General features: G+C 65.4%; 17 protein-coding genes. 9 read left to right on the top strand and 8 right to left on the bottom strand.

Annotation, left to right across the window (positions count from 1 at the left end):
* Positions 1-163: 163 nt before the first annotated feature.
* The 3 genes from RJ527_05465 (at position 164) to RJ527_05455 (ending at position 2,194) form a co-directional block, all read left to right on the top strand.
* Entirely contained in the window at positions 164-1,087 is a 924-nt protein-coding gene (locus tag RJ527_05465; protein WND77193.1) for an exonuclease domain-containing protein, read from the top strand.
* 157 nt (positions 1,088-1,244) lie between these two features.
* The gene (locus RJ527_05460; protein ID WND77192.1) at positions 1,245-1,847 is read left to right on the top strand and encodes a hypothetical protein; all 603 of its coding nucleotides are present in this window, start codon (positions 1,245-1,247) and stop codon (positions 1,845-1,847) included.
* On the top strand, positions 1,844-2,194 hold the full coding sequence (locus RJ527_05455; protein WND77191.1) for a hypothetical protein: 351 nt from the start codon (positions 1,844-1,846) through the stop codon (positions 2,192-2,194). Before RJ527_05460 ends, RJ527_05455 begins: the two co-directional genes overlap by 4 nt.
* 27 nt (positions 2,195-2,221) lie before the next feature.
* Here RJ527_05455 and RJ527_05450 read toward each other — a convergent pair whose 3' ends face one another.
* Together RJ527_05450 and RJ527_05445 are read right to left on the bottom strand one after the other, a co-directional pair.
* Positions 2,222-3,130 (bottom strand): aldo/keto reductase, encoded by a 909-nt coding sequence (locus RJ527_05450; protein WND77190.1) that lies wholly within the window; start codon positions 3,128-3,130, stop codon positions 2,222-2,224.
* A gap of 5 nt (positions 3,131-3,135) precedes the next feature.
* Complete coding sequence (locus RJ527_05445; GenBank protein WND77189.1) at positions 3,136-4,605, bottom strand: putative nucleotidyltransferase substrate binding domain-containing protein; 1,470 nt, start codon at positions 4,603-4,605, stop codon at positions 3,136-3,138.
* Between the two features lie 767 nt (positions 4,606-5,372).
* Between RJ527_05445 and RJ527_05440 the strand changes: the two genes are divergently transcribed.
* The 3 genes from RJ527_05440 to RJ527_05430 all read left to right on the top strand — a co-directional run bounded on the left by RJ527_05440 (position 5,373) and on the right by RJ527_05430 (position 8,459).
* On the top strand, positions 5,373-7,349 hold the full coding sequence (locus RJ527_05440; protein WND77188.1) for a sodium:solute symporter: 1,977 nt from the start codon (positions 5,373-5,375) through the stop codon (positions 7,347-7,349).
* Between the two features lie 238 nt (positions 7,350-7,587).
* Positions 7,588-7,827, top strand: coding sequence for a hypothetical protein (locus RJ527_05435; GenBank protein ID WND77187.1), 240 nt, complete (start codon positions 7,588-7,590; stop codon positions 7,825-7,827).
* Positions 7,828-7,835: 8 nt separating this feature from the next.
* Complete coding sequence (locus tag RJ527_05430; GenBank protein ID WND77186.1) at positions 7,836-8,459, top strand: tetratricopeptide repeat protein; 624 nt, start codon at positions 7,836-7,838, stop codon at positions 8,457-8,459.
* Positions 8,460-8,516: 57 nt separating this feature from the next.
* Here RJ527_05430 and RJ527_05425 read toward each other — a convergent pair whose 3' ends face one another.
* Both RJ527_05425 and RJ527_05420 read right to left on the bottom strand, forming a co-directional pair.
* On the bottom strand, positions 8,517-8,711 hold the full coding sequence (locus RJ527_05425) for a hypothetical protein (GenBank protein ID WND77185.1): 195 nt from the start codon (positions 8,709-8,711) through the stop codon (positions 8,517-8,519).
* 123 nt (positions 8,712-8,834) lie between these two features.
* Complete coding sequence (locus RJ527_05420; protein WND77184.1) at positions 8,835-9,350, bottom strand: hypothetical protein; 516 nt, start codon at positions 9,348-9,350, stop codon at positions 8,835-8,837.
* Positions 9,351-9,519: 169 nt separating this feature from the next.
* Here RJ527_05420 and RJ527_05415 point away from each other — a divergent pair, with 169 nt between their 5' ends.
* Positions 9,520-10,296 carry an SDR family oxidoreductase gene (locus RJ527_05415; GenBank protein ID WND77183.1) on the top strand — a complete coding sequence of 259 codons (777 nt, stop codon included), beginning with the start codon at positions 9,520-9,522 and terminating at the stop codon, positions 10,294-10,296.
* 12 nt (positions 10,297-10,308) lie between these two features.
* Here the strand turns inward: RJ527_05415 and RJ527_05410 are convergent, their stop codons facing one another.
* The gene (locus RJ527_05410; GenBank protein WND77182.1) at positions 10,309-11,319 is read right to left on the bottom strand and encodes a D-2-hydroxyacid dehydrogenase family protein; all 1,011 of its coding nucleotides are present in this window, start codon (positions 11,317-11,319) and stop codon (positions 10,309-10,311) included.
* A 39-nt stretch (positions 11,320-11,358) separates the two neighbouring features.
* Positions 11,359-13,692, bottom strand: a complete 2,334-nt coding sequence (locus RJ527_05405) for an aconitate hydratase (protein WND77181.1) — start codon at positions 13,690-13,692, stop codon at positions 11,359-11,361.
* Between the two features lie 160 nt (positions 13,693-13,852).
* Between RJ527_05405 and RJ527_05400 the strand changes: the two genes are divergently transcribed.
* Positions 13,853-14,761 carry a LysR family transcriptional regulator gene (locus RJ527_05400; GenBank protein ID WND77180.1) on the top strand — a complete coding sequence of 303 codons (909 nt, stop codon included), beginning with the start codon at positions 13,853-13,855 and terminating at the stop codon, positions 14,759-14,761.
* Between the two features lie 9 nt (positions 14,762-14,770).
* Here the strand turns inward: RJ527_05400 and RJ527_05395 are convergent, their stop codons facing one another.
* Positions 14,771-16,189: an L-serine ammonia-lyase gene (locus tag RJ527_05395; protein ID WND77179.1), complete on the bottom strand. Its 1,419-nt coding sequence runs from the start codon at positions 16,187-16,189 to the stop codon at positions 14,771-14,773.
* Between the two features lie 87 nt (positions 16,190-16,276).
* Positions 16,277-17,299: a lipid A deacylase LpxR family protein gene (locus tag RJ527_05390; GenBank protein ID WND77178.1), complete on the bottom strand. Its 1,023-nt coding sequence runs from the start codon at positions 17,297-17,299 to the stop codon at positions 16,277-16,279.
* 100 nt (positions 17,300-17,399) lie between these two features.
* Between RJ527_05390 and RJ527_05385 the strand changes: the two genes are divergently transcribed.
* Complete coding sequence (locus RJ527_05385; protein WND77177.1) at positions 17,400-17,849, top strand: YaiI/YqxD family protein; 450 nt, start codon at positions 17,400-17,402, stop codon at positions 17,847-17,849.
* Positions 17,850-17,930: the final 81 nt, after the last annotated feature.

The following is a 17,930-nucleotide window of genomic DNA, read 5'->3' as shown; positions in this document are numbered from 1 at the left end:
TCGGGGGCTTTCAACGAAACGAGGGGGATGGTTCCGGCGCGCTGTTTAGCGGATCGCGCGGGACCTGACAACAAGACTTGGGGGGCGGCTTGACGTAACGCAATCCCTATCCGGCCCCGGCGTGGTAAAGTTTTCCCGCAACAAGGTTGGGAGGCCTCGTTCCGTGGACCGTTTCGAGATCATCCGCGCCATGAGCATGCGGCGGTTGGCGGGCTGGGCCCTGGGCCTGTTGACCGTCGCCGCCCTGGCGGTTCTGGCGGCCGTTGCCTGGCGGCTCAGGGACGGCGGCGGAACCGCCGATTTCCTGTGGACCTGGGGGTCGGGCGCGGCGGTCCTTGCCCTGGTGTTCGCCGCCATCTGGGCACAGCTGGATCACCTGCTGCACGTCCGCGAATTCGACAAGAGCGCCCTGCCCGCGCGGCCGGAACTCTACGACTTCGACCAGCTCAACCCGCCCATGCATCTTGAGGAACTGGGCGGCAAGAAGCTGAAGGACCTGACCTTCGTGGTGTTCGACACGGAGACCACGGGCCTCAAGCCGTCCGAAGGGGACGAGATCATCTCCATCGCGGGCGTGCGCGTGACGGGCGGGCGCATCGACGAGGATACGCCCTTTTCCCGCCTGGTCCATCCGGGGAAGAACATCCCCAAGGCGTCCATCCGCTTTCACGGCATCACCGACGACATGGTCAAGGGCGAGCCGCCGATCGGCGACGTGCTGCCCGCCTTCAAGGCCTTCGTCGGCGAGGCGGTGCTGGTCGCCCATAACGCCGCCTTCGACGTCCGCTTTCTCAAGCTGAAGGAAGCGGCCACGGGCGTGATCTTCGACAACATGGTGCTGGATTCCCTGCTGCTCTCCGTGTTCCTCGACGCGGAAAGCCGCAACCATTCGCTGGACGCCATCGCCGAACGCCTGGGCGTCGCGGTCGAGGGGCGCCACACCGCATTGGGCGACAGCATCGTCACCGCCAAGGTGTTCCTAAGAATGTTGGACATGCTGGAAGCCCGCGGCATCACCACCCTGCGTCAGGCGGTCGACGCTTCGATCCGCATGGAACACGTGCGGGAGATGCAGAAGCAGTTCTAATCGGCCCGGCAGGATTAGGTGTCGCCCGCCCTGAATTCGCCAGCGCATGCAGGGATTTTCTTGCTTGTGTGTACCGGCGAATTTTTTACACTATCTGATAGAAATATTATCGATAAGATCGACCGATAATCAGGGGTGTTAAAGGGGAGGAAAATCCGTGACGTATATTAAAAAGGTCGCCGTCTGCGCGGCGCTGATTGGCCTGCTCGCCGCTTGCGCATCGCCTGCGCGCATGAACGCAATGATTCCGGAACGTACGGAAGCGACACTGATTTCCGAAAGTTCCCCATTGGCTAAAGCGTTGGAAATCGGCGCCGTCTCCGGTGGCGAGGAAACCAATCCGATGTGGACATCGGAGGTCGGCAATCCGGAGTTCAAGGAAGCCCTCAAGAACGCCCTGGCCAATCATGCAATGCTTTCCGAAGGCGCCGGCCGCTACAAACTGACGGCGACCATGACGAGCGTCGATCAACCGATCTTCGGGGCCAGTTTCACGGTGACTGCGTCGGTTCGCTATCATTTGATTGAGGTGAGCTCGGGAGCGACCGTGTTCGATCAGACGATTACCGAGCCATACACGGCAAATTTCAGCGACGCTTTCTTGGCCGTCGAACGCCTTAGATTGGCGAACGAGGGTGCGATGCGCGTGAACATCGGCACATTTCTTAAGGCGTTGGTCAGCCACTCCAAATCACTTACCAAGGCGGTGCTGAACAACGGGATATATCTGGCCGCGATTGGCGGGCAGTTCGCACGATGAAAATCTCATGCCTCACGGAAGGTCTTGCCGGCGCGCTTGCCGTGGTTATGGCCGCGTCGTTGCTGGCAGGGTGTGGCGGTCGCGTCGCGCGACCGGTCGAAGCGCATACGTCATTGGATGAGAAGCTGACCTGCGCCCACATATCGGCCGAAATAAAAGTGAACAACTCGCGGACAATGGATTTGTCGGCGGAGAAGGGAATGCAGGCCGGAAACAACGCAGGGTTAATCCTCGTCGCGCCGCTGTTTATTAACCTGAACGATACGGAAGGGCAGGAAATTCAGGCGCTTCAGGCGAGGAATCAAGTCTTGGTCGATTTAGGGAAGCGGAAAAACTGCAATTCCTGATCTGAGCTTGCCCTGCCGCAGACGGGATTAGAGGCGCCCGGTGAAGGTCAGGATTTCCCGCCGCATTTTCGCATCCGGCAGCGGCCCCCGGGCGGCGCCCATGTTCTCCTGCATGTGATCGACGCGCGTGGTCGCCGGGATGGCGCAGGTCACGGCCGGGTGGGCGACGATCCATTTCAACAGCACCTGGGCCCAGTTGGCGGCCCCGATCTCGGCGGCGACGGGCGGCAGGGGGCGGCCCTGCAGGCGGTCCATCAGGGCCCCCCGTTGGAACGGCCGGTTGGCGATCACGGCGATGCCTTTCTCGGCGGCGAGCGGCAGCAGGCGCTGTTCGGCCTCGCGGTCGTCGATGTTGTAGGTCAACTGCACGAAGTCGATGGGCTGCGACGTCATGATGCGCGCCAGTTCGTCGTGGCGCCGTCCGTGGGACGTGGTGATCCCGATATGGCGGACGCGGCCTTGCGCTTTCCAGTCCAGGAGCGTTTCCAGATGACCTTCCCAGCCGAGCAGGTTGTGGACCTGCAACAGGTCGAAGCGTTCGATGCCCCACAGCCGTTCCGATGCCGCCATCTGGCGGATGCCGTGGTCCTGGCCCGGCGTCCACACCTTGGTCGCGGCGAACAGGCCCTCGGGCTTGCCCAGGGCGGCCAGCCCATGGCCGATGACGGCCTCGGACGAGCCGTACATGGGCGAGGAATCGATCATGCCGCCGCCCAGGGCGAAGAAGGTCTTCAGCACCCGGGTCCGGGCGGCGCGGGCGGACGCGTCGTCACCGACGTCGAAGGTCAGCCAGCTGCCCATGCCGATGACGGGAACGGCCGCGCCGGTCCGGGGGATGGTCCTGATGATCGGGGCGGCCGCGGCGGCGCCCCCGGGCAGGACGGCGGCGAGGCCCGCCAGGGCGGTGCGTTCCAGGAAGCGGCGGCGCGTCAGCATGGCGCCTATTGTAGCACGTCGCCGGTGAATTCGCCCCGCATGCGGTCGCGCAGGCGGCGGATGGCCTCGAAGGAATCCTTCAGCATGTCCGCCTCGCGGCGGGTCAGGCCGCGCGGATGGACATAGTTGGTGACCGGGCGGCCGGCCTGGAAATCGGCGATCTGCTGGCGCAGCAGCAAGTGCGAGATATGCCGGTAGGCGCCCTGAAGGTAATCGGCCTCGTCCCTGGCCAGGACGCCGCGTTCCTCCAGGGCCTGCATGCGTTCCAGCGTCGGGTTGATCGCCAGGCCCTCGCGCAGGCACAAAAGCCGCATGGCCTCGACCAGCGGCAGGGTTCCGGAATGCTTCAGGTTCAGATAGCCCTTGTAGCCCGCGGCGTCGCTTTCCTTCATGGTGATGAAGCGGCCGAACCAGCCGATCGCCGGGCCGTGATCCTGGTCGTCCTCGAACATCTCGCGCAGGAACATATGGTTGCCCCGGGCCGTTTCGACGACGTGGCGGCGCAGGTCGTCGGCCAGATCCGCCCGGCCCCAGGCGGACCTGAAGTCGAAGAAGATGTCGCACAGCCGCAGCATGGTCGTGCCGCGCTTGCGGCTCCACAGGCTGATCTGCGCCTTCCACTGGCTGAGGGTCTTGCGCCACAGCGGATTGGTCGCCATGACGAAGCCCTTGCACAGCGGCAGGCCGATGGCGTCCAGGTTCTGTGTCATGCGCTCGCCCAGATCGATGAACCAGGCGTCGATTTCCGTATGCCGGTCGTCCGGGTAGTCCTCCAGGATGAAGCCGTTGTCCTGGTCCGGGAACAGGAAGCTCTCGCCGCGCCCGCCCGAGCCCATGACGATGACCGAGAAATCGACCGGCGGCGGGCCCAGGCCTTCGGCGGCCATGGCGGCCAGCGCGCCGTCGACCACGCGGCGGTAGATATCGAGATTGATGTTGCTGAGCAGGGCCTGGATCTCGGGCGCCGGCAGGTTGTCCCGGAACAGCTGGTCGGCGAGCGCGACCTGCGCCCGCTTGACCCGGGCCAGACCGGCGACGTCGCCGGCCTGGGTCAGGCTGTCGATCTGCTCCATCAGGGTGCGCGACGCCACGGCGAGGGTGTCGTCCAGGTTCAGCATGCCGGTCAGGCGGCCGGCGGGGTCGATCACGGGCATGTGGCGCAGGCCCGTGCGGCGCATGACGGCGATCGCCTGGTATAGGTATTCGGTTTCCCCGATCACGCGGAGCGGCCGTGTCATGACCTGGGACGCCGGCGTGTCGGCACCGGCCTGGAACAGGGCGCGCCGGGCGATGTCGTGTTCGGTGATGATGCCGTCGGGCCGCCCGTCCGGCCCCGTGAGAACGACGCCCGAAGCCCGCGAATCGGTCATCCGCCGCACCACGTCGTTCAACGGGGCGTCCGCGGGCAGGCTGGGCGGCATCGCGGCCATGGCCTCGCGCACCAGCATGCGGAATATGGCGGTTCGGGGCTCCATGGTGTGGCTGCCGTTCTCCCCATTTGTTCCGGCCGTGTCCCGGTCAAGGGTGACGCGGCGCCGATTCGGCGCGCGGACAGGGGCGTGCGCCGGGATGACGGAGAAAACCCTAGCCGAGCCTGGCGGCGGAAACAAACGGCTTGCGCGCCGTGTCCGTGACAACGGCGCGATCAGCAAGCACAAATATGTGTATGTTTCACAAGAGATAAATTTGAAATAGAAAATATTGTGAAAGAATTAGTCGGGCACCTTTTACTTGCCGGTTGACAGTGTGCGCTGCAACAAAAGCGCCCCTTCTAGGGCATCCTTTATTTTGCGGGCGGGGCTTTGTCTCTACCAGTTGTGCGAATTAGCAGAAAATGTTATTAGGATTCTAACTTCGCGGGCCGGACGAGGAGAGTCAGTCGGCCGGCGGAGGAAACGGAAACGATAACAATAAAATTCCGCAGGGATGCACATGCGCCGGAAAGGCGTGGGAGGCGTAATATCCTACACCAAATCTCCAGAGTTTGTGTGTCTGGCGTCGAGAGGGTGGGCTCGATCCGAGCTTCCCTCGCCTTGACCGAGGCCTAACGGCGGCATTTTGTTGTTGTGAATTTCGGGCGGCCACCGGGTTCCGGCATGTCCTGATTTTCAGTCGTTTCACCACATTCGACATTTGGGGGTGGTCCCCGGGTGTCGTCTGTTTCGGTTTCCGCTTAGGCGTTGGACAACGGGTTAACGACCGCACGGCGCCAAGGATCCGAACAGAAGGGGAGAAATGAATCTTGTCAGCTAAAGTAGTGTGGCTGTTCATATTCGTTGCGCTTTATTGGGCCTATTGCATTTATTGGGGCATCAAGGGCGCGCGGATGTCGAAAACGGCCAGCGATTACTTCATCTCGGGCCGTCAGCTCGCGATGTGGGTCTTCGTGCTGGCCGCCACGGCAACATCGTTCTCGGGCTGGACCTTTATGGGGCACCCGGGCCTGATCTACCGTGACGGTTTCCAGTACGCATATGCGTCGTTCTACGCGATCACCATTCCGTTTACCGGCGTGATGTTCCTGAAACGCCAGTGGATGATTGGCAAACGCTTCGGTTTCGTGACGCCGGGCGAGATGCTGGCCACCTATTTCCAGGGGGATGCGATCCGTATCCTCGTGGTGATCGTGGCTCTGCTGTTCTCGATTCCGTATCTCGGACTGCAGCTCCGCGCGTCGGGCCTTCTGTTCAACGCGTTGACCGACGGCTTGGTCGGTGTTGAATTCGGCATGTGGCTGCTGTCTGCGGTCGTGTTCATCTACGTGGCGTCGGGCGGTCTTCGCGCCGTGGCCTACGTGGACACCGTGCAGTGCATCCTGCTGGCCTTCGGCATCATCGTCATCGGCATCATCGCCTATAGCGAACTGGGCGGCTGGACCGCCTTTGGCCAGGAACTGGCCAAAATGGGCCAGACGGACATCGGCAAATGGAAGACCACCCAGGGCTGGGGCGGGGGCGATTATAACGCCTACCTCGCCATTCCGGGCGTCATCCAGTTCACCGCCGGTCTCGGCAAGGAAACCCCGGTGGGGGGTCTTTGGACAGGCATCATGGTGCTGACCTACATGTTCGCGCTCATGGGCATTCACTCCGCCCCGGCGTTCACCATGTGGTCGTTCTCCAACACCAACCCGCGGCCGTTCGCGCCGCAGCAGGTGTGGGCGTCGGCCTTCGGCATCGGTGCGATCCTGTTCTTCTTCACCGCGGCCCAGGGCATGGGTGCCCACTTCCTTGGCGCCACGCCCGCCTTCAACGATGCGGGTATTGGTATCTCCAAGGTGCTTCCGGATCTGACCGCCAACAAGCAGGGCGGGATCGTCGGGCATTACATCAACCTGGTGGGCGATACGGCCCCATGGCTGGTCGGCCTTCTCGCCGTCTGCGCCCTGGCCGCCATGCAGTCCACCGGCGCGGCGTATATGTCCACCGCCGGCGGCATGCTGACGCGTGACTTGTACAAGCGCTACCTGAATCCGGGCGCGGACCATGCCACGCAGAAGCTGTTCGGCCGTATCGGCGTTCTGATCATCGTTCTCTCGGCTCTGGTCGTTGCCACGTTCTCGGCGGACGCGCTGGTGCTGTTGGGTGGTCTGGCCGTCGCCTTCGGCTTCCAGATGTGGCCGTCCTTGGCCGCCATCTGCTGGTTCCCGTGGATCACCCGTCAGGGTGCGACGCTGGGTCTGGCGGCTGGCTGTCTGGCGGTCATCTTTACCGAAAACTTCGGCGCCTCCATCGCCGGCGTGTTCGGTATCGAACTGGGCTGGGGCCGTTGGCCCTGGACGATCCACTCGGCCGGTTGGGGGATTCTCTTCAACGCGACCATCTGCGTGATCGTCTCCGCCATGACCCAGGACGAAGGGGCCATGCAGCACCGCATGAAGTATCACAACTTCCTGCGTGAGCATGCCTCCCTGCCGGAATCCAAGAAAAGCCTGGTCCCCGTTGCTTGGGGTATCACGCTGATCTGGCTGTTCTTCGGCATCGGCCCGGGCGCCGTTATCGGTAACGATATCTTCGGTGCTCCGAATGCCGGTTACGAAGCCTGGACCTTCGGTATCCCGTCCATCTGGGCCTGGCAGATCATCTGGTGGCTCTTGGGTGTCTTCATGATGTGGTTCTTGGCCTACAAGATGGAGATGTCCACGGTGCCCGATCGCGAGATCGAAGCCTTGGTGGATGACATCGGCGACGCCGCACCCGCACAGGGCGGCGACGACTAAGCCGATATCACTATCGGAACCCAATCGGGGGAAGGGCTTCGGCTCTTCCCCCGATTTCTTTCCGGCATCCGCCTCCCGCATTTTCCGCGTGTTCACCGCCCGCCGCGAAAAAATCCCGCCCTTTTGCGCCGCCGCCAATTTGTCGCCGTAAAAACCTTGGATGATCGCGGTCGTTCCTTGTTATGATCCGAACACGCAGAAAGTGAAAAAACGGCAACATTCCAAGCGTCTAATCAACATGCAAAGCCTCTTCACCCCGGAATACCGATGGCTGTGGACAATCGCCCTGATGGCCGCCCTGTTCCTGCCCGTGCGCCGGTTCATTTGGGTTTTGACCGTGCGCCGGGCCGTCGAAAAGGCGGGCGAGGACGCGGTTGACGATGCCGAACGCGGCCGCCTGTTGCGCCGGGCCGGCATATCCGCTGCTCTGATGTGTTTCGTGTTCTCCTATTTTTACGTCCACACCTGGTTTAAGTGACCCCGCCCATGTCAGCTTTGTCCAATCCCCGCGTCCTCAAACGCTTCATCATCTACCTGGCCATGCTGACCTTCGTCATGTTTGGGGTGTGGTCGTTCTGGGGCACCTTCGTCGAAACGCCGGCCGGCGATTTCGAGGTGCGGGAGGGCGATATCAAGCTGTCCAGCGGCGAGTTCGAGGCCGCGGTCGCTGACTTCGACCGGGCCCTGGCGGTGCAGCCCAATCACCGCGGCGCCCTGTTGGGCAAGGCGGCGGCGCTGATTCAACTGCAACGCTACGACGCGGCGGAAAAGGTTCTGACCCAGGCCATCGATTTCCTCAAGGACAACTTGGATCCCGACGACCCCACGGGGCGCGGCGCCCTGGCGGCGGCCTACGGCAACCGGGGCATCGTGCATGATACCCAGGGGCGGTACGAGCAGGCCCTGTCGGACTATATCGATTCCCTGAAGATCGACGCCGAAGCCGTCGAAGGCCCCGGTTTCATCGACCGGCTGCTGTACCACGACGACACGCCGTCCTCGATCCGCGACCGCGCGGAATATCTCTACAAGCAACTTCAGTTGCCCGAGGAAAAGCGCCTGCTGCGTCTGCCGCAGAAGGATGAGCTACAGCGCATGCACAAGCCGTAAGGCGCGCTGCCGCGCGTATCCTATTCAGCGATTTCCTGAAAAGTCTTGGCGGCAGGATCAGCCGAACTTGACGACGCCGAGGACGTCCTGGAACAGAACCAGGAAAAAGAACACGGCGGCGATGGAGCCGAACAGCAGACGCACGAAGTCCTGCTTTCCCTCTTCATCGCGGTAGCGGATGCTGTGCAGCGTGATCGCCCCTGTCACGAACAGGAAGACGATGTTGACGAGCGGCTCCAGCTCCGCAGGCAATCCCAAATCCAAAAACATGGCGGGAAGGTAAAGGCGCCTGCCCGATTAGGCAAGCACACAGAACAAGCCTCCCCGCCGCCACATGGGCGGCGGGCAAGGGGAGAGGCCTGTGTGCCGACCGGGTCAGGGGATCGGGGTGCGGATGGAGGTCTGCTGGGTCAACTCGTCGGGCGTCGCCGCGCGGATGTCCTTGTCCGAGACATAGGGCGGAAACTGGGTCGCCCCCGGCCCCGTCGACATGATCGCGCCCGCCATGCCGCTGCCGAAAATCAGCGTCACGATGCCGGCCGCCACGAAGAACCGCTTGATCCCATGTGGGGGTGCCTGGGGGCCGTAGTCGTTGTCGTAGCGGTGGTAACGGTGATCGTCCGAAATCTCGCCGGATTCGTCCAGGCGGAGAATCTTGCGGGCATAATGGCGGGCCCAGGCGGGCACGTCGTTGTGGATCATGTAGTCGTGGAACAGGCGGTCGACCATGTATTCAGGTAGGTCTTCGTTGTGCCAGTCGCGGTAGGCGAGCTGCAGCAGCTGGAATTCCCCGACCTGCAGAATGTTGGCCGCGCGGCCGACTTCCCGCCGGTCCATGTTGTCCAGCTCTTCCTTGTCCGGTCGGATTAGGGTTTCAAAAAATCCGGTCATTTGTTGGGGCGTCTCCTGTGAAAAGGGTGATCGTCCCCGCCCAACGAACTTATGCCATATAGATTGAGTGTAAAATCCGACCTTTGCAAGGGTAAGCAGGCTCACAATTTGGTCATCCATGGGGTAGGCTCCCCGGAAATCCGACGCCATTTCACGCTGAGGCTCCGCCATGTCCGACCCTGCCCAACCCTTCGATCTTACCGGCCGCACCGCCTTGGTCGCCGGCGCCAGCCGGGGCCTGGGCCTGGAAATCGCCAAGTCATTGGGCGGGGGCGGGGCGCTGGTCTATCTCGGGGGGCGCGACCTGCCGGCCCTGGATGCCGCCTGCGACGCGGTTGCCGCGCTGGGCGGACGGGCCCGGCCGCTGCCCTTCGACGTGACCGACGAAGGGGCCGTGCTGGCCGCCATCGACGATCTGGACGACGGCGGCGGACGCGGCCTGGATATTCTGGTCAACTGCGCCGGGGGCCGCGACCGGCGGCCCCTGGACGACCTGGACGCCCAGGCCGTGCGTGATTTGCTGGAGGTCAACCTGGTCGCGGGCTTCACCCTGACCCGCGCCGCGGCGCCCCAGATGCGGGCCAAGGGGCGCGGGCGGATCGTCCATGTCACCTCCATCGCCGGCCATGTCGCCCGCGCGGGCGATGCCGCCTATACGGCGTCCAAGGCCGGGCTGACCGGCCTGGTGCGGGCGTCGGCGGCCGAACTGGGGGGGCATGGCATCACGGTCAACGCGGTCGCCCCCGGCTATTTCGCCACGGTGGCCAATCAGGCCATGGTCGACGACCCCGAGGTCACCGGCTGGCTGGCTCAGCGCACGTCTTTGGGCCGCTGGGGCCAGCCGCACGAGATCGCCGGTGCCGTGCGCTTCCTGGTGTCTGACGAAGCAGCCTATGTGACCGGCCAGGTGATCGCCGTCGACGGCGGCTTCCTGGCCCGGTTCTGACGCCCCGGGACGTCAGGTGACGTCGCCGGGCGCGGTGTCGACCAGCGGTGCGTCGGGCAGGTAGGGGACTTCCGGCGTGATCGTGCGGATCGGCGCGCCGTCCAGATAGGCGGCCAGGTTTTCGAAGCTCTGGCGGAAGAACACCTCGTAATTTTCCCGCGTCACGAAACCGATATGCGGCGTCGCCAGCACGTTGGGCAGGGTGCGGTAGATATGGCCGGCCGGCAGGGGTTCGGCCGTGAACACGTCCATCCCGGCGCCGGCGATGCGGTTCGCCTGAAGGGCCGCGACCAGGGCGTCCTCGTCGATCAGTTGCGGGCGCGACGTGTTGACCAGAAAGGCGGTCGGCTTCATGCGGCCGATGTCCTCGGCGCCGACCACGCCGATGGTGCGGTCCGACAGCGGCATGTGGACGGTCACGGCGTCGGCGCGGCGGAACAGGTCCTCCTTGGAGACGGCCTCGACGCCGAAGGGCGCGGCGCGCTCCGCCGTCAGGTTGGGGCTCCAGGCGATGACGTTCATGGCGAAGGCTTGCGCCACCCGGGCCACGGGCTGGCCCATGTGGCCGAGCCCGACGATGCCGAGCGTCTTGCCCTCCAGCCCCAGTCCCAGGCCGTGCTGCCAGCCGCCGGCGCGGAGCGACGCGACCTCGCCGGTGAAGCCCCGGAACAGGGACAGCAGCAGCAGCCACACGACCTCGACCGTGGAATCGTGGTGCTGGATCGTCGTCGCGCAGACCGTGACGCCGCGCTCCTCCGCCGCCTTCAGGTCGATGGACCGCGCGTTGCGCATGCCGGTGGCCAGCAGCAGTTTGAGGCGCGGCAGAGATTCCAGCACGTGGCGGGGGAATTCCGTGCGCTCCCTGATTCTCAGCACCGCGTCGAAATCGCTGAGGCGGGCGATCAGCTCGTCCTCCGCGAACACGTGGTCGCGGAAGGGCACGACGGTCACACCCTTCAATGTGTTCCAATCCACGAACCGGTCCCAGACCGACTGATAGTCGTCGATGATCGCCAGACGCATGCTGATGTCCTCCTGCTGGTCTTTTTTTGAGGGCGCGGCTTAGGCCGCGCCCGCCGTGGCGCGCAGTATGCCGCCGTCCGCATTCGGGCGCATCAGGTTTAGGGCCGACCCCGCGCGGAACCATTCGATCTGCGAGGCCGTATAGGTGTGGTTGAGCCACAGGGTCTCGGCCGTCCCGTCGGCGTGGCGAAGGCGGCATTCCACCGGCTTGCCCGGCGCCAGCGCCGCGAGGTTGAGCAGGCTCAGGCGGTCGCGCTCGGCGATGCGGTCGTAATCGCCCGGGTCGGCGAAGGTCAGCGCCAGCAGGCCCTGCTTCTTCAGGTTGGTTTCATGGATGCGGGCGAAGCTGCGGGCGATTACCGCGACGCCGCCGAGAAGCCGTGGCGACAGGGCCGCGTGCTCGCGGCTCGACCCCTCGCCGTAGTTGGCGTCGCCGACGATGACCCAGGGTACGTCTGCGGCCCGGTAGGCGCGGGCGGCGGCGGAGAACGGCACGCCGGCCTCGACCGACAGCTGCTCCAGCCCCCGGCCGCGTTCGCCCGTATAGGCGTTGACGGCCCCCATCAACAGGTTGTCGGAGAACTTGTCGAGATGGCCGCGCAGACGCAGCCAGGGCCCGGCAGGGGAAATGTCGTCGGTCGTCGTCTTGCCTTTTGTCTTGGCCAGGACCAGGGCATCGGTGATGTCGCGCCCGTCCCAGGGGGACCAGGGCTCCAGCGCCTGCAGGCGCTCGCTGTTCGCCGCGATGCGGATGCCGACAGCGCCGCCGTCGGCGGGCGGCGCGTGATAGGCGGCGTTGCCCTGGGCCATGCCGCCGGCGGGCACGTCATCGACGGCGCCGGGGGCCGCCAGCTTGAAGGACGTGCCGTCGGGTGCGGTCAGGCTGTCCGTCGCCGGGTTGAAGCGCAGCGTGCCGGCGAGGGCGAAGGCGGTCGCGATTTCCGGGCTGGTGATGAAGTTCATCGTCGTCGGCCGGCCGTCGGTGCGGGCGGGGAAGTTGCGGTTGAACGAGGTGACGATGGAATTCGGCGCGTCGGCTCCCTCGCGGGCGCGCCGCCATTGACCGATGCAGGGACCGCAGGCGTTGGCCAGCACCACGGCGCCGATCTTCTCCAGGGATTTCAGCTGTCCCTCCCGGGTGATGGTCGCCAGTACCTTGGCCGACCCGGGTGATACGAAGAACGGCATGGCAGCCGTCATGCCACGGGCGCTGGCCTGGTCGGCGACGCGGGCGGCGCGGCTCATGTCTTCGTAGGACGAATTGGTGCAACTGCCGATCAGCACCGCGCTGACGTCTTCGACGATGGCGTTGTCGGCGGCGTCCAGTTCGCGGATCAGGTCGCTGAGCGGCCGCGCGCGGTCCGGGGAATGGGGGCCCGCGACATGGGGTTCCAGGGCCGACAGGTCGATTTCGATGACCCGGTCGTAATGGGCCCGGGGATTGGCCTCGACCGCTGGGTCGGGTTCCAGCAGGTGGCGGTAACGTTCGGCGACGCGGGCGATCTCGCCACGGCCGGTCGCTTCCAGGTATCGGGCCATGCGGTCGTCGAACGGGAAGATGGAGGTCGTCGCTCCGACCTCGGCCCCCATGTTGGTGATGGTCGCCTTGCCGGTGGCGCTGATCGTGCGCGCCCCCGGGCCGATGTATTCGATGATGGCGTTGGTGCCGCCGGACACGGTCAGTTCGCGGGCCACGGCGAGGATCACATCCTTGGGTGCGGTCCAGCCGCCGAGGCTTCCGGTCAGATAGACCGCGATGCGCTTCGGGTACAAAAGCTCCCAGGGCAGGCCGGCCAGTACCTCGGTCGCGTCGGCCCCGCCCACGCCCGACGCGCAGGCCCCCAGCCCGCCGCCGTTGGGTGTGTGGGAATCCGTGCCGATGATCATGGCGCCGGGGAAGGCATAGTTCTCCAGCACGACCTGGTGGATGATCCCGGCACCCGGCGCCCAGAAACCCAGGCCGAAGCGCGCGGCGGCGGATTTGAGAAAGCCGTAGACCTCTTCGTTCTCGTTGAGAGATTCCGACAGATCGCGGCCGGCCTCGTTGCGGGCCTCGATCAGATGGTCGCAATGGATCGTCGCCGCGACGGCCACCCGCTCGCGTCCGGTCTGCATGAACTGCAGCATGGCGCTTTGGCCCAGCACGTCCTGAAACACCACCCGGTCGGGGCGCAGGTTGAGGAACGACGTGCCCGGCTCCAACGCCTGGGTTTCGGGATCGTCGAGATGGCCCAGCACGATCTTCTCGGCCAGGGTCAGGGGACGGTCCAGGCGGCGGCGGACAGCGGCCAGATTAAGCTCGGTGGTCCGGTAGACGCGCTCGGCGGCCTCCGGGGTCAGGTCGATGGCGGGGGCGGTATCGGCAGCGGTCATGGCGGCGGTCTCCTTGGCGCAGGCCCGCGGCGGGGCGGGGTCGGGGATCAGGGATACGCCGGGCCGGCGAGGGCGGGGCGGCGTCGGAAGGACGGTAGCCAAGGCCGTTATGTATGTCTAATATATGGAATAGGCATTATTCATATGATTTAAATATAAGATGGATCTCCGCCACCTCCGCTATTTCGTCGCCGTCGCCGAGGAAGGCAACGTCACCCGCGCCGCCGAACGGCTCGGCATTCAACAGCCGCCGCTCAGCCAGCAGATTCAGGCCCTGGAACGGGAACTGGACACTCAGCTTCTGCGCCGCAAGCCGCGCGGCGTGGAAATGACCGAGGCCGGGCGGGCCCTCCTCGCCGACGCGCGGGAAATCCTGGAGCGGGTCGAGCGGACCGTGCAGCGGGTCAAGCGCCGCGGGCGCGGCGAGGAGGGATCGCTTGCCATCGGCTTCACCAGTTCCGCCTCGTTCCATCCCTTCGTGCTGGACGTCATCCGCGCGTTCGGCGAGGACCATGGCCGCGTCTCTCTGGAACTGGAGGAATCCAACACCGGCGAACTGGTCGCCGCCATCCATGCGGAGCAGATGGACGTCGCCTTCATCCGCTCGCCCGTCAGCCTCGTGCGCGGGCTGACCGTCCACCGCCTGCTGGACGAGGACATGGTCGTCGCCATACCCGCCGACCATCCCCTGGCCCGGGACGCCGACGCGCTGCCCCTGACCGCGCTGGAGGATGCGCCGATGATCCTCTACCGCCGCCGGTCCGGCCCCGGGCTCTACGACACCATCATCGCCGCCTGCCACGCCGCCGGGTTCAGCCCCCGGGTCGAGCAGGAAGCACCCCGCATCGTGTCCACCCTGAACCTGGTCGCGGCGGGGGTCGGCATTTCCGTGGTGCCGGCCTCGCTTGACAAGCTGCATCTGGAGGGGGTCCGGTTCCGGCCCCTGACGCCTGGGTCGGGCCTGACGGCACCCTTGAACCTGACCTGCCCGAGCACGGGTCTCTCTGTCGTCGCGGCCGGTTTCGTCGATCAGGTGCGGCGCAGTGCCCGGCGCTGGAGCGGGGCGTAACGCCCGAACTCAGCAGGCCGTCAGGTTGACCGCCAGGCCGCCCTCGGACGTTTCCTTGTACTTGGAATGCATGTCGGCGCCGGTCTGGCGCATGGTCTCGATGGCGGCGTCGAGCGGCACGAAATGCGTGCCGTCGCCCTTGAGCGCTAGCGAGGCCGCGTTGATCGCCTTCACGGCCCCCATGGCGTTGCGCTCGATGCAGGGCACCTGGACCAGCCCGCCCACCGGGTCGCAGGTCATGCCCAGGTGGTGTTCCATGGCGATCTCGGCGGCGTTCTCGATCTGCGCGTTGGTGCCGCCCAGGATCGCGGCCAGACCCGCCGCCGCCATGGCGCTGGCCGATCCGACCTCGCCCTGACAGCCGACCTCGGCGCCCGAGATCGAGGCGTTGGCCTTGATGATGCCGCCGATCCCGGCGGCGGTCAGCAGATAATCGCGGATGCCCGCCATGGAGGCGTCGGGGCAGAAATCCAGGTAGTAGCGCCCGACCGCGGGCACGATCCCGGCGGCCCCGTTGGTCGGCGCGGTGACGACGCGTCCGCCGCCGGCGTTTTCCTCGTTGACGGCCAGGGCATAGACGCTGATCCAGTCCATGACCGTGTGTTCCAGGCGGAAATTGCGTTTCTTGTCCGCCTGCAGGCCGTCCCAGATGGCCTTGGCCCGGCGCTTGACCTTGAGCCCGCCCGGCAGCACGCCTTCCTGGGTGACGCCGCGTTCGATGCAGGCGTTCATGGCGGCCCAGATACGGTCCAGTCCCGCATCCAGGTCCGAAGCGCTCATGCGGGTCAGTTCGTTGGCGCGTTTCATGGCGGCGACGCTGAGGCCCGCCGCCTTGCCCATGTCCAGCATCTCGGCGGCGGTGGCGAAGGGATAGGGCACGCTGTCGGGCTCCGATCCGGCGACGTCGGCGGTCTCGGTCGCGGCGGCGAATTCGTCGTCCGTGGCGATGAAGCCGCCGCCGATGGAATAATAGGCGCGCTCCTTGTCGGGCGGGCGGTCGCCCTCTTGCGTGCTGTCGCCGCCGCCCATCCAGGCGGCCATGATCATGCCGTTGGCATGGCCCGGCAGGGCGGGGCCGTAATCGAACACGATGTCGCGCGCCGGATCGAAATCGATTTCCGGGCCGCCCCCCAGCTTCAGGCGCTTGGTTTCCGTGACCCGGGCGATCAGGTCCGCGACGGCATCGGGGTCGACGGCATCGGGTGTCTCACCCATCAGGCCCAGGATTACCGCCCGGTCCGTGGCATGGCCCTTGCCGGTGAAGGCGAGGGAGCCGTAGAGCGTCGCCCGCACGGCCGTGACGGTCATCAGGGTCTCTTGCCGTTCCATGCGGCGCACGAACCGCGCGGCGGCCAGCATGGGGCCGACCGTATGGCTCGACGATGGGCCGATGCCGACCTTGAAGATATCGAAGACGCTCAGGAACATGGGATCCCCCGGTTAAGGAGCGATCCTGTCAGAAACCGCCGGACTTGGGAACGCGCCGGGCGAGGTTTTTCATTTTCGCGCAGGCGGTCAGAAAATCGCCGACAGGGAGATGGAGCCGAACTGGCTGGGCACCCGTTGGCCCTCGAACTCGCGGGTCCGATAAATCTGCGTGAACGATAGGCGGGCATAACCCAGGGTGAATTCGATGCCACCCTGGAAATCCAGCACCAGGTTGTTCTTGTCCACGCTGCGGCTGTTGCCGTAGGTGTTGCCGTCGAGGAAGATGTTGCGCGCCACGGCGCGGCCTTCGACGCCGGCGAACAGGTTCCAGCCGAACTGCCCCTTGGCGCGCACAATGGCGGCGGCGGGCAGGGACGGGCGGATGAACGGCGGGCCGTAGGTCAGATGCAGGTTCTTGCCCAGGCGGACCGCGGCGCCCACCGACCCCTGGGTCAGCACGTTGCCGAGCGCCACCCCGGCCGTGGGTGTGACGTCCAGTTCCAGGAAATGCCGCGGGCTCAGGATTTCCTGACGCAGGCGCGCCTGATAGCTGAGCAGGATGCCCGGCTCGTTATGCAGCTGCTTGCCCCAGCCGCGCGGCAGGCCGACACCGATCAGCGAGTGCCAGCGCCGCTGGGCATAGCCGCCCAAGGACGCCGGGCCGACGATGCCAATGTCGAGCGACACGTTCTGCAACAAATCGGATTCGGGCCTTTGCACAATCGCGCCGACAGAGCCGAACAGCCAGCCCGCATAGGGCCGGTCCGTGGGGTCCGGGTCCGGGCGGGTGGTGTCCGCGGGCGTGAACATCTGCTGGCCCAGGGCGACCACATAGGTCGAATCGCCGTCCAGGTTGACCCCCGGGATTATGTCCATAAGGTGCTTGAACCATTCCGGTTCCCACTTGTCCTTGGGCACGAAGGTCACCTGCACGCCCTGGGTGTAGTACTGGTCCGTGCCGCCGCCGAACAGGTCGTTTTCCACCTGTAGCACGAAGGTGCCGGGGCGCTCGTCGTCGTCCGCCGCGCGGACGGCATGGGGCACGGCGAGCGTCAACCCCGCCGCCAGCGCCGCCGAAAACCCAATTCGAAATAGTATCCCGTCCATCATGGGCGCCAGATTAGCAGATTAGATATGGCAAACCGAAGGCAGGATTGCAGTTCCGGTTTCAGGGCCTAGGATGGCCGAAGAAACGTCAAGGATCGGGGCCATGGTGGAAATCTATGTGGACGCGGACGCCTGTCCGGTGAAGGACGAGGTCCTGCGCGTGGCGGCCCGCCACGGCCTGAAGACCCGCATGGTGTCCGACGGCGGCATCCGCCCGCTGCGCGACCCGATGGTCGAGGTCGTCATCGTCACCCAGGGCGCCGACGCCGCTGACGATTGGATTGCCGAACATATCGCCGCCCACGACATCTGTGTCACCAACGACATCCCCTTGGCCGCGCGCTGCCTGGAAAAGGGGGCTCAGGCGATCAAGCCCACGGGCGGTGAATTCACCCCCGACGGCATCGGCATGGCGTTGGCCAACCGCGAACTGATGCAGACCCTGCGCGAAACGGGGCAGGTCACCGGCGGCCCCCGTCCCTTCGCCAAGGCCGACCGCTCGCGCTTTCTCGACCGCCTGGAGGTCATGGTCCAGGCCGCCAAGCGGCGCTGATTCCGGGGGCGGAGGACAATTCGTCCTCGGCAATTGGCCCTGGGACGGAAGCATTCCCGTTGCCATGATCGTTAAGAAGAC

It is taken from the genome of Thalassospiraceae bacterium LMO-SO8 (assembly GCA_031655335.1).
Taxonomy (GTDB): Bacteria; Pseudomonadota; Alphaproteobacteria; order Rhodospirillales; family Casp-alpha2; genus UBA1479.
This window is presented reverse-complemented; position numbering and strand designations above follow the sequence as displayed.

What these genes read in the sequence shown, in the direction of transcription:
- RJ527_05445 (WND77189.1), bottom strand. Translation starts at nt 4,605, where the DNA reads ATGGAGCCCCGAACCGCCATATTCCGCATGCTGGTGCGCGAGGCCATG.
- RJ527_05400 (WND77180.1), top strand. Translation starts at nt 13,853, where the DNA reads ATGGATCTCCGCCACCTCCGCTATTTCGTCGCCGTCGCCGAGGAAGGC.
- RJ527_05410 (WND77182.1), bottom strand. Translation starts at nt 11,319, where the DNA reads ATGCGTCTGGCGATCATCGACGACTATCAGTCGGTCTGGGACCGGTTC.
- RJ527_05415 (WND77183.1), top strand. Translation starts at nt 9,520, where the DNA reads ATGTCCGACCCTGCCCAACCCTTCGATCTTACCGGCCGCACCGCCTTG.
- RJ527_05455 (WND77191.1), top strand. Translation starts at nt 1,844, where the DNA reads ATGAAAATCTCATGCCTCACGGAAGGTCTTGCCGGCGCGCTTGCCGTG.
- RJ527_05450 (WND77190.1), bottom strand. Translation starts at nt 3,130, where the DNA reads ATGCTGACGCGCCGCCGCTTCCTGGAACGCACCGCCCTGGCGGGCCTC.
- RJ527_05435 (WND77187.1), top strand. Translation starts at nt 7,588, where the DNA reads ATGCAAAGCCTCTTCACCCCGGAATACCGATGGCTGTGGACAATCGCC.
- RJ527_05385 (WND77177.1), top strand. Translation starts at nt 17,400, where the DNA reads ATGGTGGAAATCTATGTGGACGCGGACGCCTGTCCGGTGAAGGACGAG.
- RJ527_05390 (WND77178.1), bottom strand. Translation starts at nt 17,299, where the DNA reads ATGATGGACGGGATACTATTTCGAATTGGGTTTTCGGCGGCGCTGGCG.
- RJ527_05405 (WND77181.1), bottom strand. Translation starts at nt 13,692, where the DNA reads ATGACCGCTGCCGATACCGCCCCCGCCATCGACCTGACCCCGGAGGCC.
- RJ527_05430 (WND77186.1), top strand. Translation starts at nt 7,836, where the DNA reads ATGTCAGCTTTGTCCAATCCCCGCGTCCTCAAACGCTTCATCATCTAC.
- RJ527_05395 (WND77179.1), bottom strand. Translation starts at nt 16,189, where the DNA reads ATGTTCCTGAGCGTCTTCGATATCTTCAAGGTCGGCATCGGCCCATCG.
- RJ527_05420 (WND77184.1), bottom strand. Translation starts at nt 9,350, where the DNA reads ATGACCGGATTTTTTGAAACCCTAATCCGACCGGACAAGGAAGAGCTG.